Source organism: Kribbella sp. NPDC048928, assembly GCF_043197975.1.
In the GTDB taxonomy this organism is placed as follows: domain Bacteria; phylum Actinomycetota; class Actinomycetes; order Propionibacteriales; family Kribbellaceae; genus Kribbella.
On record NZ_JBICUC010000003.1, the window covers coordinates 864,532 to 880,285 of the forward strand.

General features: G+C 69.7%; 12 protein-coding genes. 9 read left to right on the top strand and 3 right to left on the bottom strand.

The genetic code is table 11. The features are described 5' to 3' along the window. Nucleotides 1-80 precede the first annotated feature (80 nt). Genes ACGFI6_RS17540 through ACGFI6_RS17580 form a run of 9 tightly spaced genes read left to right on the top strand, consistent with a single transcriptional unit; the run spans nt 81 to nt 7,262 of the window. Entirely contained in the window at nt 81-791 is a 711-nt protein-coding gene (locus ACGFI6_RS17540; protein WP_393119760.1) for a helix-turn-helix transcriptional regulator, read from the top strand. Further along, the gene (gene sufB / locus ACGFI6_RS17545) at nt 788-2,200 is read left to right on the top strand and encodes a Fe-S cluster assembly protein SufB (RefSeq protein ID WP_387662125.1); all 1,413 of its coding nucleotides are present in this window, start codon (nt 788-790) and stop codon (nt 2,198-2,200) included. The genes ACGFI6_RS17540 and sufB overlap by 4 nt, the downstream gene beginning before the upstream one ends. Next, nucleotides 2,200-3,402: a Fe-S cluster assembly protein SufD gene (gene sufD / locus ACGFI6_RS17550; RefSeq protein WP_393119597.1), complete on the top strand. Its 1,203-nt coding sequence runs from the start codon at nt 2,200-2,202 to the stop codon at nt 3,400-3,402. Before sufB ends, sufD begins: the two co-directional genes overlap by 1 nt. Next, nucleotides 3,399-3,737, top strand: coding sequence for a non-heme iron oxygenase ferredoxin subunit (locus ACGFI6_RS17555; protein ID WP_393119599.1), 339 nt, complete (start codon nt 3,399-3,401; stop codon nt 3,735-3,737). Before sufD ends, ACGFI6_RS17555 begins: the two co-directional genes overlap by 4 nt. A gap of 23 nt (nt 3,738-3,760) precedes the next feature. Continuing rightward, entirely contained in the window at nt 3,761-4,522 is a 762-nt protein-coding gene (sufC, locus tag ACGFI6_RS17560) for a Fe-S cluster assembly ATPase SufC (protein ID WP_393119601.1), read from the top strand. Next, a complete protein-coding gene (locus ACGFI6_RS17565) occupies nt 4,519-5,775 on the top strand; it encodes a cysteine desulfurase (protein WP_393119603.1) in 1,257 nt (418 codons plus the stop codon). The genes sufC and ACGFI6_RS17565 overlap by 4 nt, the downstream gene beginning before the upstream one ends. Nucleotides 5,776-5,777: 2 nt before the next feature. Further along, entirely contained in the window at nt 5,778-6,248 is a 471-nt protein-coding gene (gene sufU, locus ACGFI6_RS17570; RefSeq protein ID WP_393119605.1) for a Fe-S cluster assembly sulfur transfer protein SufU, read from the top strand. Next, nucleotides 6,241-6,639, top strand: coding sequence for a metal-sulfur cluster assembly factor (locus ACGFI6_RS17575; RefSeq protein WP_393119607.1), 399 nt, complete (start codon nt 6,241-6,243; stop codon nt 6,637-6,639). Before sufU ends, ACGFI6_RS17575 begins: the two co-directional genes overlap by 8 nt. Next, nucleotides 6,636-7,262, top strand: a complete 627-nt coding sequence (locus ACGFI6_RS17580) for an acVLRF1 family peptidyl-tRNA hydrolase (protein ID WP_393119609.1) — start codon at nt 6,636-6,638, stop codon at nt 7,260-7,262. Before ACGFI6_RS17575 ends, ACGFI6_RS17580 begins: the two co-directional genes overlap by 4 nt. Before the next feature lie 27 nt (nt 7,263-7,289). On the opposite strand, the gene ACGFI6_RS17585 is transcribed toward ACGFI6_RS17580, so the two are convergent. Genes ACGFI6_RS17585 through ACGFI6_RS17595 form a run of 3 tightly spaced genes read right to left on the bottom strand, consistent with a single transcriptional unit; the run spans nt 7,290 to nt 15,548 of the window. Further along, a complete protein-coding gene (locus ACGFI6_RS17585; RefSeq protein WP_393119611.1) occupies nt 7,290-7,856 on the bottom strand; it encodes a hypothetical protein in 567 nt (188 codons plus the stop codon). A 9-nt stretch (nt 7,857-7,865) separates the two neighbouring features. Continuing rightward, nucleotides 7,866-8,396, bottom strand: coding sequence for a hypothetical protein (locus tag ACGFI6_RS17590; RefSeq protein WP_393119613.1), 531 nt, complete (start codon nt 8,394-8,396; stop codon nt 7,866-7,868). A 45-nt stretch (nt 8,397-8,441) separates the two neighbouring features. Then, nucleotides 8,442-15,548: a hypothetical protein gene (locus ACGFI6_RS17595; RefSeq protein ID WP_393119615.1), complete on the bottom strand. Its 7,107-nt coding sequence runs from the start codon at nt 15,546-15,548 to the stop codon at nt 8,442-8,444. Between the last annotated feature and the right edge of the window lie 206 nt (nt 15,549-15,754).

Consider the following 15,754-nt stretch of genomic DNA (forward strand, 5'->3'; position numbering starts at 1 on the left):
CGGTAAGGGGAGCCTTATTTGAAGGCCCCGGCGAATTACGCGACACTGATGTTGTGAAAACTCCTGCGACCGACCGAGTTGTGCCCCAGGGCACCGCCGGCGCGCGGGACGAGTCCACCCGGGACCGGGTCGCCCGCTCGATCCTGACCAACGGGCCGTCCAGCGCCGCGGTGCTGGCGGAGCGGCTCGAGCTGACCCCGGCGGCGGTCCGCCGGCACCTGGACCACCTGCTCGACGAGGGCCTGGTGGAGTCGCGCGAGGAGCGGGTCTACGGCCCGCGTGGCCGCGGCCGCCCCGCGAAGGTGTTCGTGCTGACCGACCACGGACGGCACGCGTTCCACACGGCCTACGACGACCTTGCGACGACCGCGATGCGGTTCATCGCCGAGGCCGGCGGCGACGACGCGGTGACGGAGTTCGCGCGGCACCGGGTCGCCGAGGTCGAGGAGCGCTACCGGGACCTGCTGGCGCAGGCTCCGGAGGGCAAGAAGGCGGAGGTGCTCGCGCAGGCCCTGACGGCCGACGGGTACGCCGCCTCCACGGCGGAGGCGGGCCACGGCGCCCAGCTCTGTCAGCACCACTGCCCGGTCGCGCACGTGGCCGAGCAGTTCCCCCAGCTGTGCGAGGCCGAGACCGAGGTGTTCTCGAGACTCCTCGGCAAGCACGTACAGCGCCTGGCCACCATTGCCCACGGCGACGGTGTCTGTACGACGCACATCCCCGGCACTCCTGCGGTCAAGGAACCGGTTGCCCCTGTATCCGACGGCGAATCTGCGAGGACTGCACGATGACGCAAACCGCTCACCCCGAACTGGAAGGCCTCGGCAACTACCAGTACGGCTGGTCCGACTCCGACGCCGCCGGCGCGGTTGCTCAGCGCGGCTTGAGCGAGGACGTGGTGAGAGGCATCTCCACCCTCAAGAACGAGCCGGAGTGGATGCTCGAGCTGCGCCTGAAGGGCCTGAAGCTCTTCGGCCGCAAGCCGATGCCCTCCTGGGGCGCCGACCTGTCCGGGATCGACTTCGACAACATCAAGTACTTCGTCCGGTCCACCGAGAAGCAGGCCACCTCGTGGGAGGAGCTGCCGCCGGACATCAAGAACACCTACGACAAGCTCGGCATCCCGGAGGCGGAGAAGCAGCGCCTGGTCGCCGGCGTCGCCGCGCAGTACGAGTCCGAGGTCGTCTACCACCAGATCCGCGAGGACCTGGAGGAGCAGGGTGTCATCTTCCTGGACACCGACACCGGCCTGAAGGAGCACCCGGAGCTCTTCAAGGAGTACTTCGGCTCCGTGATCCCGGTCGGCGACAACAAGTTCGCCTCGCTGAACACGGCGGTCTGGTCCGGCGGCTCGTTCATCTACGTCCCCAAGGGCGTCAAGGTGGACATCCCACTGCAGGCGTACTTCCGGATCAACACCGAGAACATGGGCCAGTTCGAGCGGACCCTGATCATCGTCGACGAGGGTGCCTACGTGCACTACGTCGAGGGCTGCACCGCGCCGATCTACAAGTCGGACTCGCTGCACTCGGCGGTCGTCGAGATCATCGTGAAGAAGGGCGCCCGCTGCCGCTACACGACGATCCAGAACTGGTCGAACAACGTCTACAACCTGGTCACCAAGCGCGCCACCTGTGAAGAGGGCGCGACCATGGAGTGGATCGACGGCAACATCGGCTCCAAGGTGACGATGAAGTACCCGGCGGTCTACCTGATGGGTGAGCACGCCAAGGGCGAGACCCTGTCGGTCGCGTTCGCGGGCGAGGGCCAGCACCAGGACGCCGGCTCGAAGATGGTGCACAACGCGCCGTACACCTCCAGCTCGATCGTCTCGAAGTCGGTGGCCCGCGGTGGCGGCCGGACGTCGTACCGCGGTCTGGTCGAGGTCGCGCCGGGCTCGCACCACAGCAAGTCCACGGTCCGCTGCGACGCGCTGCTCGTCGACACCATCAGCCGTTCGGACACCTACCCGTACGTCGACGTCCGCGAGGACGACGTGGCGATGGGGCACGAGGCGACCGTCTCCAAGGTCAGCGACGACCAGCTCTTCTACCTGATGAGCCGCGGGATGGCCGAGGACGAGGCGATGGCGATGATCGTCCGCGGCTTCATCGAGCCGATCGCCCGCGAGCTCCCGATGGAGTACGCGCTGGAACTGAACCGGCTCATCGAGCTGCAGATGGAAGGGGCCGTCGGCTGATGTCGTCCGCAGAAACCCTTGTTGCTACCGGCAACAAGGCGCACTCCCACGGGCCGGGCTCCCCGGTCCCGCTGCAGGCCCGCAGCGAGCGGCCGACGTCGTACGACGTCGCCGACTTCGCGGTGCCGAACGGCCGCGAGGAGGAGTGGCGCTTCACCCCGGTCAAGCAGCTCAAGGCTTTGTTCGAGGACGCGGCCGGCACCGAGACCCCGAAGATCGACGCCGCCGGCCCGGAGGGAGTCGTCTTCGAGACCGTCGCCGCCGACTCGCTCAAGGTCGGCAAGCCGCAGGACCGTTCCGCGGCCGTCGCCTGGAACCACGCCGATGACGCGTTCGCGGTCCGGATCCCGGTCGAGGCCGAGCTGACCGACCCGGTGCACGTGAACGTCGCGAGCCTCGGTGCCCGCGGCTTCAGCCACCTGATCGTCGAGTCCGGCCGGCACAGCAGGGCGACCGTGATCATCGATCACAGCGGCGCCGGCGAGCTGAGCAGCAACGTCGAGATCGTCGTCGGTGACGGCGCCGAGCTGCGGGTCGTCTCGATCCAGCAGGGCGACCACGAGTCGATCCACCTCGGCCAGCACGACGCGCTGGTCGGCCGGGACGCCAAGCTGCACCACGTCGTGGTCACGCTCGGCGGCAAGGTCGTGCGGATCGCGACCAACGTCCGGTACGCCGGGCCCGGCGGCGACGCCGAGCTCCTCGGGGTGTACTTCGCCGAGTCCGGTCAGCACCACGAGAACCGGCTCTTCGTCGACCACGAGGCCACCCACTGCAAGAGCAACGTGCTCTACAAGGGTGCGCTGGCCGGTGACAACGCCCGCTCGGTATGGATCGGCGACGTGCTGATCCGGGCCGCGGCCGAGGGCACCGACACCTTCGAACTGAACCGGAACCTGGTGCTCACCGACGGCGCCCGCGCCGACTCGGTGCCGAACCTGGAGATCGAGACCGGCGAGATCGAGGGCGCGGGGCACGCGTCCGCGACCGGCCGCTTCGACGACGAGCAGCTGTTCTACCTGCAGGCTCGCGGCATCCCCGAGGACGCGGCCCGCCGGCTGGTCGTGTCGGGCTTCTTCAACGACATCATCGGCAAGATCGGCGTCGCCGAGGTCAGCGAGCACCTGCACGAGGTGATCGAGGAGAAGCTCGCCCGCACCGCCGAGCTGAGCGAGTCCGCCAAGGCGGTCGTCGGCAAGTGAGCGACACGTTCGAGCGCGCCTGCGCCGCCACCGACGTACCCGACGAGGGAGTGATCCCGGTCGAGGTCGGTGGCGTGGAGGTCGCGGTGGTGAAGAGCGAAGGACAGTACTTCGCCGTCCGGGACGAATGCTCGCACGCGCAGATCCAGCTGTCCGAGGGCGACGTCGGCGAGTGCGAGATCGAGTGCTGGCTGCACGGGTCCCGCTTCGACCTGCGGACCGGCGAGCCGACCAGCCTGCCGGCCTACGACCCGGTGCCGATCTACCCCGTACGCCTCGACGGCGACGACGTGCTCGTCGACGTGAAGAACCCCCTGAACCAGCAATCCCTGTAAAACAACGGAGATCAGAGATACTCATGGCGACACTCGAGATTCGCGACCTGCAGGTGTCGGTGGACACCGAGGCCGGCCCGAAGCAGATCCTGCGCGGCGTCGACCTGACCATCGGCAGCGGCCAGACGCACGCGATCATGGGCCCGAACGGCTCCGGCAAGTCGACGCTGGCGTACTCGATCGCCGGCCACCCTAAGTACAACATCATCGGTGGCTCGGTGACGCTGGACGGCGAGAACGTGCTGGACATGACCGTCGACGAGCGCGCCCGGGCCGGCCTGTTCCTGGCCATGCAGTACCCGGTCGAGGTGCCCGGCGTCTCGGTGGCGAACTTCCTGCGGACCGCGAAGACCGCGATCGACGGCGAGGCCCCGAAGCTGCGGACCTGGGTCAAGGACGTCAACGGCGCGCTGTCGGCGCTCGAGATGGACGCCGAGTTCGCGCAGCGCAACGTCAACGAGGGCTTCTCCGGCGGTGAGAAGAAGCGCCACGAGATCGTCCAGCTGGAGCTGCTGAACCCGAAGGTCGCGATCCTCGACGAGACCGACTCCGGCCTCGACATCGACGCGCTCCGGATCGTCTCCGAGGGCGTCAACCGGTTCGCGGCGCAGGGCGACAAGGGCGTACTGCTGATCACCCATTACACGCGGATCCTGCGCTACATCAAGCCGGACTTCGTGCACGTGTTCGTCGACGGCCGCGTCGCCGAAGAGGGCGGCCCGGAGCTGGCCGAGGAGCTCGAGGCCAACGGCTACGAGCGGTTCGTGAAGGCCGTCGCGAAGTGACGAGCGCCCGGACGTTCAGCAGTCCCTTGGACCTGCAATCGGTCCGGGCGGACTTCCCCATCCTGTCGCGCGAGCTGGCCGGTGGGTTCCCGCTGGTGTACCTCGACTCGGCGAACTCCTCGCAGAAGCCGCGCCAGGTCGTCCAGGCGCTCGAGGACCACTACCTCAAGCACAACGCGAACGTGGCCCGGGCGATGCACCAGCTCGGTGCCGAGGCGACCGCGGCGTACGAGGGTGGCCGGGACAAGGTTGCCGAGTTCATCGGCGCCCCGTCGCGGGACGAGGTCGTGTTCACCAAGAACGCCTCCGAGGCGCTCAACCTGGCCGCGCACACCCTGGGTGCGTCGCTGAAGCCGGGCGATGTCGTCGTGGTCTCCGAGATGGAGCACCACAGCAACATCGTCCCGTGGCAGCTGGCCTGTGAGCGGACCGGCGCGACGCTGAAGTGGTTCGGCGTCACCGAGGACGGCCGGCTCGACCTGAGCAACATCGAGGAGCTGCTGACCGAGCGCACCAAGGTGGTCGCGCTGACCTGGGTCTCGAACGCGCTCGGCACGATCAACCCGATCACCGACATCGCTGCGAAGGCGCACGCGGTCGGCGCGACCGTGGTGGTCGACGCGTCGCAGGCGGTCCCGCAGTTCCCGGTCGACGTCTCGACGCTCGGCGCGGACCTGCTCGCGTTCACCGGCCACAAGGTCGTCGGACCGACCGGCATCGGCGTCCTCTGGGGCCGGTACGAGCTGCTCGCGTCGCTGCCGCCGTTCCTCGGTGGCGGCGAGATGATCGAGATCGTCCGGATGACCGGTTCGACGTACGCGCCGCCGCCGGCCAGGTTCGAGGCCGGTACGCCGCCGATCGCGCAGGCGGTCGGGCTCGGTGCGGCGATCGACTACCTGTCCGGGATCGGGATGGACAAGATCGCGGCGCACGAGCACGCGATCGTCGAGTACGCGCTGGAGGGACTGAAGACGGTTCCGGGCCTGACGCTGCTCGGGCCGACCGACGCCGAGGACCACGGCGGCGCGATCAGCTTCGCGCTGGACGGCGTGCACCCGCACGACGTGTCGACCGTACTGGACACCCGCGGGATCGCGGTCCGGGCCGGGCACCACTGCGCGCGGCCGGTGCACGAGCGGTTCGGAATGCAATCGTCGACCAGAGCGTCTTTCTACCTGTACACAACTCCCGAGGAGATCGACGCGCTCGTCGACGGTCTCGGGTTCGTCCGTAGCTTCTTCAAGGTGGACTGATCATGCAGCTCGACAGCCTGTACCAGGAGATCATCCTGGACCACTACCGGACCCCGCACCACGCGGGGCTCGTGGACCCGTACGACGTGGAGGTGCACCACGTGAACCCGTCCTGCGGGGACGAGGTCACGCTCCGGGTCGAGCTCGACGGCGACACCGTGAAGGGCGTCACGCACGACAGCGTCGGCTGCTCGATCAGCCAGGCGGCGACGTCGGTGATGTCGGACCTGGTGATCGGCAAGCCGGTGTCCGAGGGCATGGCGACGTACGAGAAGTTCCTGGAACTGATGCAGGGCCGCGGGAATGTCGAACCGGACGAAGAGGTTCTGGAGGACGGTGTGGCGTTCGCGGGCGTCGCGCAGTTCCCCGCCCGCGTGAAGTGTGCACTGCTCGGCTGGTCCGCCTGGCGGGACGCCACCGCCCAGGCCCTGGCCGAGCAAGGGGCTGCCAACCAAGGAGTGAGCAATGCCTGACCAGACCGACGAGAAGATCGAGCTGCCTGAGGTCGACCTGGAGGCCGCGCAGGCTGCTCAGGCCGGCGGACCCGGCACGACGCCGGCCAAGGTCGAGGACGTGACCGAGGCGCTCAAGGACGTCGTGGACCCCGAGCTCGGCATCAACGTCGTCGACCTCGGCCTCATCTACGGCATCACGGTCGACGACACCAGTACGGCGATCATCGACATGACGCTGACGTCCGCGGCCTGCCCGCTGACCGACGTGATCGAGGACCAGACCCGGATGGCGCTGGACGGCCTCGTCAACGACTTCCGGATCAACTGGGTCTGGATGCCGCCGTGGGGCCCCGAAAAGATCACCGACGACGGCCGCGACCAACTCCGCGCCCTCGGCTTCAACGTGTGACGCGAACTGTTTCGGTGGCGCCGGGCCGACTGGACAGGTGGCTGGACGGCTTCGGTGAGCGCCATGGCGCGGTGCGGTACGACGTGACGTCGACGGTGGTCAGGTTGGCTGCTGAGGACGGCTCCAGTGCTGTCGTTGCCGTGCCCTTCGGGCCCCTCGTGGAATTGTCTCGCGAGGGGCTTGTTGCGCATGTGCTGCAGGCGCGGCGGCTGGGGGTTCTGCTGGTTCGCCGGGGTGGGTACGGCGCGGGGGTGTTTGCCGGGGGCAAGCTTCTGGACTCGAAGGTTGGGTCGCGGCATGTGCAGGGGACGACGAAGGCGGGTGGCTGGTCGCAGCAGCGGTATGCGCGCCGCCGGGACAACCAGGCGCGGGAGGCGTTCGCCGCCGCGACCGAGGTAGCGGTGCGGATCCTGGCCGCGGCGAAGCTGGACGTACTGGTCTGCGGGGGAGACCGGCGGGCCGTTGACACCGTGCTGGACGATCCGCGCCTGAAGGAGGTCGCCGGGCTGGTGCGGCCGCCGTTCCTCGGCGTACCGGATCCGAAGCAGCGGGTCCTCGAGCAGGCCGGCGCCGACGCCCTGGCCATCCGGATCGAGCTGACCCAGGACACGCCGACCCAGTAGGATCTCGGGCCAGGTTGGACGCCCGGGTCAGCGGAAGTGTGGGCCGTGCAGGGCCCGGAAGTTGGCCAGGGCCTCGGTGAAGTACTCCAGGTCCTCTTCCAGCCGGGCCCGGTGCAGCATGCCGGGATGCGCGGCCTTGGAGGCCGCGCCGAACTCGGTCCAGATCTCCGAGTCCGGGACCTCGACGGCATCCGCGGGCAGGAACTGCACGGCTTGGTTGATCGCCTCGGCGGCAAGTTCCCAGGAGAGCTCGATGCCGGCGCGCTTGTCGCCCGGCTCGCCGTCGTAGTTCATGGCGTCCACGAGCGCGTCGTCGGCGTACTGATGCGCGACAATCACCCACTGCGCGGGGTCGACCAGCCGGGACCGGCCGAGCCCGAAGTGCATCCCGGTCTGGTTGGCGGTCTTCTCGGAGACGTACGGGATGGTGATGTCGCCGACCGGCGACGAGTACGTCCACGCGTCCGGGCCCTCGGTGAGGTTCTCGCCGCGCGCGATCGGCGCGGCCGGTGTCAGTCGCTGACCCGGCTCCGGTCCGCGCTCCGCGCGTGTCAGGGCGACATAGACGTCGGCCTCCCAGAGGGTTCTCGCCATCAACATCGGTTATCTCGCTCCCATTTCCCTGGCCAGGTCGGAGTACGTGTCCCGCGTCACCAGCAGTCTGTCCAGCCGGAACCGCCCGGGCTCGGCAGCCCGGGCCGCCTGTCCTTCCGGCGTCCAGAACTCGTCCTCCGGTACGGCGTCGGCGCCGGCCGGGACGAACTTGATCACCTCGGCGACGGCGGCCTGCACGATCGCGAGCACCCTACCGGCCTCGACGGGATCCGTGGGCACGGCGGCCGCGGCGCGCTCGGCCACGTCCAGCCACTGACCCGCGTCGATGATGTCGGACGGCTCCGGACCGCCGAACGTCGGCCAGCCCCGCACCGGTGTCTCACGCTCCGGCAGCCCGAACAGGTATTCACGTTCGGCCGAACAACCCGGGCAGATCGCGGCGTAGCTGGAGGCCAGCTCACCGTCGACCTGGACGAGCGCCTGCTCCCAGGGCGCCTCGTCCGCCCCGCAGTCCGGGCACGGATGCAGCTCCAGGTACAGCTGCGCCTCGTCCCGCGTCCGCGCCACCGCGAATGCCATCAAGTCCCTCTCGTTCCTGCGGCCCGTACGGATCCGTCATCAGCCTCACAGCCCACTCAGCGACGGCCCGTGCCCAGTCGGTGCGATGCCTCGTCCAGCACTAACGGGATGCGTTTGGGCCCGGTGCTGTTGTGCGGGTCTCATCGCCTGCGCCGTCGTCGTGGCGTCGAGGCCCTTCAGCGTGCCCAGCTCCACGCCCTTGTCCACCAGTGCATCAGCCACATGCTTGTTGAAACCGTCCGGCGGCGACGTGTTGAACAGGTCACGGAGATCGACGTCGTGGCTCTGAGCCATCCGGACCACCGTCGGATGCAGCCGCCGGAACGCGTCCGCGAACCCGCCGTCACCGTTGCACTCGAGCAGTCCGTCCTTCGTCGCCCGGTACTTCTCCTCGGTACCGTCGCCCTGCCGCACGAGCAGGACCAGCGACCGTTCCTCGGCCTTGGCCTGCCTGATGACGTCCAGCAGCGGCTCGTACGGCATGAAGACCGCACCGGAATCTCCCGCCCGGTACTCGGTGGCGACGACGTCCGGCGGCCCGAAGTCCTTCGGCGCCGACTGCAGTCGCGCATCGGCCAGCGCGGCGTCGAGCGATACGCCCTGCTCCATCTGCTGCATGACGTCGAGGTACTGGTGCCTGAGCATCCGGACGTACATCTCGCCACGCGCCACGTTCGGCAGCTTGGTCGTGTTGCGCGTCACCGGGTCGCCGTGGCCCTTGGCGGTCGTGGTCCGGACGGTCGCCTCGTACTGGATGGGGATCCGGACGGTGACCATGGAGCCCTCGACGAACCTGCTCGTCTCCAGACGCGTGCCGTGCGCCTCCGACGACTGCTCCTTGACCTGTTCACCGATCGTGCCGCTGACGGCAACCACACCGGCGTCGAATCCGCCGGTCGCCGTCAGCGGGGTCAGACGGTTGCTGGAACTGGACGACCGGTACGTCTTCTCCTCGCGCCAGACGGTGCCTTCCTGGCCTTCGAGCTCCGGTCCGTGCAGCTCCCACCCGACCGCGGTCGCGTTCAGCGTGACGTGCACCATCGTCCGGCCGTTGCCCGGCTTGGCCATCGGTTGCAGGTCGATGCCGGGGCCGAGGAGCAGCCCGGCCTTCGCCTTGAGCGACCTCGGCGTCAGATTCTCGTGGAGGAGGCCCCGGTACTCGGCGGCACCGCCCGCGCCCAGCACGCCGGGCTGCTCCAGGTAGTGGGTGAGGTTCGCCAGCAGTTCGTGCTGCCGCTTGTCACCGGCGCCGTGCAGCGCGACCCGGACCGGGACCGCGCCGTCCGGAAGCTCGATCGGACGATGGTCGTAGCGCTGTTCGGCAGTCTGCGGCACGGTCGGCAGCGGCGTGTCCAGCACGTCGCCGCGGGGGAGCCACTGGACCAGCCGCGCCCGGATCTGGCGTGGCTCGGACACGCTGGTGACGTCGGCGGGGTTGATCTGGCGGAGCTTCCAGCGAGCGCTCGCCTGAGCTGCCGCACCGGCGTTCCGGACCCGGACCACCCGGGTGGTGAACACCACGTCCCGATGGGTCTTGACCGGGTCGAAGTGACCCACCCGGGAGATCCCGACGCCGGTCCTGCTGCCGCCGGCGGTGTTCGCGTGTGTCAGATCGGTCGCGACTCCACCGGTGAGGTCACCGGGGCCTGCGCCGGTCCTGCCGTCGAGGCCGCCCGACACGTCGACGGTGTGCCCGGTCTGCTGATCGACGGTCCGGTAGTTGTAGTTCTGACCGACAATGCCGGCGGCCTCCTCCGGGATGTCCGGAGTGCCGTCAGGCTTGTCGGGGCCGTCCTCGATGGTGCGCGGGCCGACGAACTCGGCCTCGACCTGGACGAACAGGACGTCCGGGCGCTGCTGCCCCTGGATCGGAACCTCGATCGGCACCTCGAACGCCCCCGCGCCGAGCATGTCTTCGAGGTGAACCTGGAAACTGTCCTTGTCCAGGTTGACGTCGACGTCGTTCTGGAGCTGGAGGCTCGCGGTCCGGAGCCCCGGTGCCAGTTCGTCGATCTGCGGCTCGACCAGCTCACGCAGGTCGAGCTTCTGCATCACCGGCTGGCCGTCCTCGAGGAGTGGTTGGCCGTCGACCAGGACCGGGACCTCGACAGCTTCCGTCGCCGAGACTCCGAGGCTGTCCTCGTACACCTCCGAGGTATATGCCTCCCGGCGCCGCTGGGAGCGCGCCTCGGTGCGCTGCCGGGCGTCGGCGAGGTCCTGTTCCGCGGACCGGGCGGGTGCGTCCGGGGCAGCGGGCTGCTTGGTCCGTTTCCGGAGCTTCGCGGTCAGCTGCTCGGTGGTGTGCTCCGCCGCGAGACCGGTGGTGGCTCCCTGCCTTTCGCGCTGGTACCGCCCCAGGACACCGGACGCGGTCCCGTGGCTGATCGGGAGCTTGTCGTTCAGGTACCGCTCGGCGGCATCGGCGACCACCCACAGCGGCAGGTCCAGCTTGTTGGCGGCGTACAGCTCCAGCGCCCGCCGCTCGGCCATCGTCTTGTGTGCCCTGGCGTCCGGCAGCGGGACGGAACCGATCACCTTGCCGTTGTGCACGATGTCGGCGGTCATCTCGAACCGCTCGATGAACTCGTGGTGGGTGCCGGGATTGATCAGCAGCCGCTCGTCGCCGGCGGTCTCGCTGATCGTCGTGGACTGCGACTTGCCGCCGGTACGGCCGACCGACAAGCCACCGCTGGTGCCGGTTCCGTCGGCGCCGACGTGGCCGCCGCCGGCGCTGCCGCTGACCCCGCCGGACGACGACGTGCCCGTGGTCGAGCCGACGTTGCCCATGGTGAAGTTGATGTCGACGCTGTTCTTCTGGCTCATCGCGAAATGCGTGAGCGCGACCGCCTTGCCCCGGACCACGATCTGGTACTCCTCCGGGAGCACCGTGCGCTCCTGGAGCATGTGCACCGGATTGCCGGGAGCCTTGACCACCGTGAACGGCAGCCGATACTCACCGTTCAGCCACTCGCGGTTCGCGACCAGGCTGCTGGGGGACAGGGCCGCGTGCAGCGCCGGCAGCGCCGTCGAGTCGGCGCGGAGCGCGGGGATCGCCGCGCAGATCAGATCGGCCGGGTCATGACGTTTGCCGTCGGCACCGATCACCCGGCCGGCGTCGACCGCGACCGGGAAGGCCTGCTGGACGGCGTCGTTGTGCGGCGGCTTCGGGGACTTCTCGAACACCGGAGCGGAAGCGCGCGAGATCGAGCTGTCGTACGCGATCTCGACGGTGCCCCGAACGTCGGCGATCGGCTCCGCGTCGCCGTGATCGGTGATCTCGGCGAAGGTGATCCGGATGCCCTGCTTGAGCCGGTCCATCGGCTCGGTGGACTCGGCTAGCGTGACCCGGTTGATCCGTTGCCCGCTGGTCGTGCTGTAGGTCTTGCCGAGCGCTGTCCGGGTCCCCTTCAGGCCCAGCCGGCCCATCAGGCCGCTGATGCCGGAAGCCGGGCTGTGTTTGCCGTCGACGCCGGCCGACAGCGGTAGGCCCTTGGACCGGCCGGACGTCCGCCCGGTGCCGCGGGAGCTGATGCCGAGGCCGATCCCGCTGTCGTTCGGCTTGACGCCGGCGCCCTCGGCCTCGAAGCGGCCGGTCGACTCGTCGTGGTCCTGCGCCACCGAGAGCCGGAACGGCCGCCAACGCGGCGTACCGAGGGGCCCACGATCCTCGAGCATCACGATCAGGCCGCTCTGGCAGGCCTGGTTGAAACCCGCTTCCATCCGTGGTGCGCTGATGGCCTGGACGATGCGCGAGTAGTTCCGGCTCCGCAGGTCGTCGCTGTCCAGACCCCCTGGCGCGAGCGGTGTACCGGGCGGCGGGACCAATCCGATCTTGGCCAGGCGAGCCAGCGCCTGTTCCTGGGCCGGCTCGGCGCCCGTGAGATTCTGTGGCAGGCCGCTGCCGGCGCCGCGCAGCTGGTTCTCGCCGACGCCCATGATCGGCGGCACCGTCTGCGGAACGGGCGACGGGAGGGCGTCGCCGCGGAGGACCACCCGTCCCTGCGCGTCCAGCTTGGGATTGCCGTCGGCGTCCAGTGGCACGGCGTCCCGGTGCGCGCGGCAGCCCGCCCGCAGCAGGTCGTTCTCAGGGGCCCGCAGCAGCGCCTGGCATTCGCCCTTGACGACGACCGGCTTGCTCTTCGGATCGCGGAGGTTGCGGAGGGTCCCGACGGCCTCGAAGCCGAGCAGGACGCCCTGCTCCGGGTCGTTCTCGCGATGCACGGCCGGCGAGATCGCGGTCATGCTGACCGACTGGCCGCCGGACCGCGAGACGTTGCGTCCGGCCGCCGCGTTCGGCCCGACGTTCACACCCGATCCGCCGACGTTGTTGAGCACGGTCGCGGCGGCCAGCGGGTTCAGGGCGTCCGGCTTGCCCGGGAAGGCCAGCGTCGCCGTTGCGGTGGCAGCGGTGGTGTAGGTCTGGCTCGCGTTGATCCCGGCGAAGTCCACGATCACCCGTTCCCGGCGGGTGTCCATGCTGCCGGCCTCACCGACCAGCTGAGCGTTGCCCCAGATCGGCTTGAGCTCCCACTTGAGCTCGTACGCGGTATCGCCGCGCGAGGGGATCCGCCGGGTGATGCCGCCCGGTGCGGTCAGGTCACCGAGCAGGCGGTGCGGGTCGTTCGTCATCAGGCCGGCGATGTGGTCGTACGAGACCCGGTCGAGTTTGAACTTCTGCTGCGCGGCCTGCCGGAGCATGCGGTCGGTGAGGTCGTGCGCCCCGGTGAAGCTGGTCACCGCGTGCCGGGGGAACTCGCCGGTGACGTCCTGCCCGCGGCCGAGCTCGTCCAGCGTCACGGTGTCGGTCGGCGCCTGCACCGTGTACGGGCTCGACACCCAGGTCTGCTGCCGCCCGGCGTCCACGGTGTCGATCGGCGACCAAGGGTCGAGCGGGGACTTCCGTACCTCGATCTCCCATTCGCCGGACCACTCGTACAGCAGCGATTCGCCACGGTGGTCCCCGACCGAGCCGAGCTGGTGGCTGGCCGTCACGTCATCCTCGTCGGCGAGGGAGCGGGCGACGGTGGCGTCCACGCGTGGCGACGTGAGCTGTGCGGCGGCGTGCAGCGGCGTACCGGGCGCGGCCAGGGCCAGCAGCGGCTGCAGATTCACGCCGACGTTGATGCTGGTCGAGTGCGTGTTGGTGGTGCCGACGCTGATGCCGCCCTCGCCGAGGCTGCCGGACATCTGCTCGGCCAGCTCGAAGTCCCGCGTGACGATCTCGGTGAGGTCAGGGATGGCGCGCGGCTTCAACCGCAACCTGACCTGGGCCGCCTCGGACAGCTCGTCGTCCGGGTCGTTGCCGACGTTGAACACCATGCCGTCGGCGGCCAGCAGTCGGCGGTACTCCGCCGAGGGCACCGGCAGCGAACCGCGCTCCGACAGTCGGCCGAGGTTGTTGGCGGCCAGAACCCGCTTGATGTCGTCGACCGGAAGGTCGAGCTGCTTGCCTTCCGGTACGCCGGTCATCAGCAGGTCCTTGACCGGCATCGCGCGGTCGAGGCTGCGTTCGTACGCCTGCACCTGCTGCTTCGCCGTACCGGCCAGCTGGGCGATCCGGGCCGGCGGGGCGCCGTTGTCGATCTCGGTCAGCAGGTTCTGGTAGCCGGCCAGCGCTTTCCGCGCCGTACCGGCGGCCTGTTCGTACGCGCCGGCGATCTCGGCGTGGCGAGCGGCCTTGCTCTGTGCGAACTCGGCGGTGACGCGCAGCTTCCGGGCTCGCTCGGGCGCGCCGTGGTCGCGTTGCTGGTCCTCGAGCGCGGCCTCACGTTCCTTGTCTTCGGCCTCGTCGGTCGCTCCGCGAGAGCTGTTCCGCTTGGTGGTTGCCTTCGCGTCCAGGTCCGTGACGGCGGCCTCGAGGGCGGCGATCTGTTCGGCGACCTGGGTCCGCAGATGGCCGGGTGTGTTCGGTGCGGCGACCTTCGCGGTGGCGGCCTTCTCGGCCGCGACGCCGAAGCCGGCCGCCTGCGGGTCGACGACGGCGCCCGCGGTCCAGGGCAGGGCCGGCTCGGCACCCCCACGGCTCCGGATCCGCCGCGCCAGGATCTCCAGATCGTGCTCAAGATCAGCAGCGCTGCGCCGCCCAGCCGCCTGTCCGGGCGCCTGCCCGGGGTGCTGGGCGCCGGGCTGTTCGGATGCCTGCGCGTCGTGCCAGTCGCGGAGCATGACCTGGAACGCGGCCTGGTCGGCCTGCATCCGCCGGTCACGGCGTTCGTGCCCGAAGGCCGACTTGAGCCTGCCCAGGACGCCCCGCGGCTGCTCGGCCTGTCCGGCGGCGACCTCCTGCGTGATCTGGGACAGCTGCTGGGTCCAGACGTGCCGGATCTGCGCGTCACTGAGGCCCGAGGCGATCCGCAGTACGTGCGGGTCGTCCGGCTCGCCGGAGCCCACCGTCGCGCAGGCCAGTGCGCCCAGCGGGACCTTGCCGATCTCGACGCGGACGTGCTGCGGGTCATCGGCGCCCGTCAACTGCAGTACGGCGAGCTGGGACTGCACGTCCGGCGGGCCGGTGAGAGAGGCCTCGAGATCGCGCCGGTCCATCGACTGCAGCACGCTCAGCGCGTGCGCGTCGGTCAGGGTGGGCTCCGTGCTCGGGCGTTCGCCGAGGGCGAGTCCGGTACCGCGCATCTGCGAGGTCCAGAGCCGGCGGCCGGTGGCCTTCCGGTGCCGGCTGCCGACCGTTCCGCGCTGCCGCGGCTGCTGTTGCTGCGGCTGTGGTGCCGCGGCCGTACGGATGTCGAGGAGTTCCGCCTCGCGGTCGATGGCAGCCGAAGCAGAGATGATGGTGGACGCCGGGGGAGTCTGCACCGGCGCATTCAGTTGCTCGAGGCGTTCGGCGGCGGCCGGGTCGTGGACCGCGGCGCTGCGCAGCGCGACCTGCAGCATCGCTTCGGCCTCGGCGCGGTGCGGCTGGTCGAGACCGGGTCCACCCAGGTAGCGGTCGAGCGCCTGCGTGGCCCCGCCGGACGGCGACTGACCGCGGGCGCGGGCGACCTCGGCGCCGAGCATTGCGACGCCTTCGGCCACCAGACGTGCGTCAGCGACCCGGCCGGCGGCGCGGCGGGCGAGGTAGTCCTCGAGCGACCGCAGCACACCTGCTGCCAGCGCGTCCTTCCTGCTGGTCAGCCAGACGCGGCCGTCCCGGAGCGGCATTGCGCCCGGGTGCAGGATTCCGAGAGCTCTTCCAACCGCTGTCCGGGCGCGGGTCTTCGCGTCCGTAGCGGGTTGCGCGGCCGCCGTGGGTGTGGACAGGCCGATCACCCCCTTCGTTCCGTGCCCAGGTGCTCACCAGTCGTCACCAGGACCCTCTAGTTCCGGAATGTAGCAAAGATCCGGTTACTTGCCAGCCACATAGAACA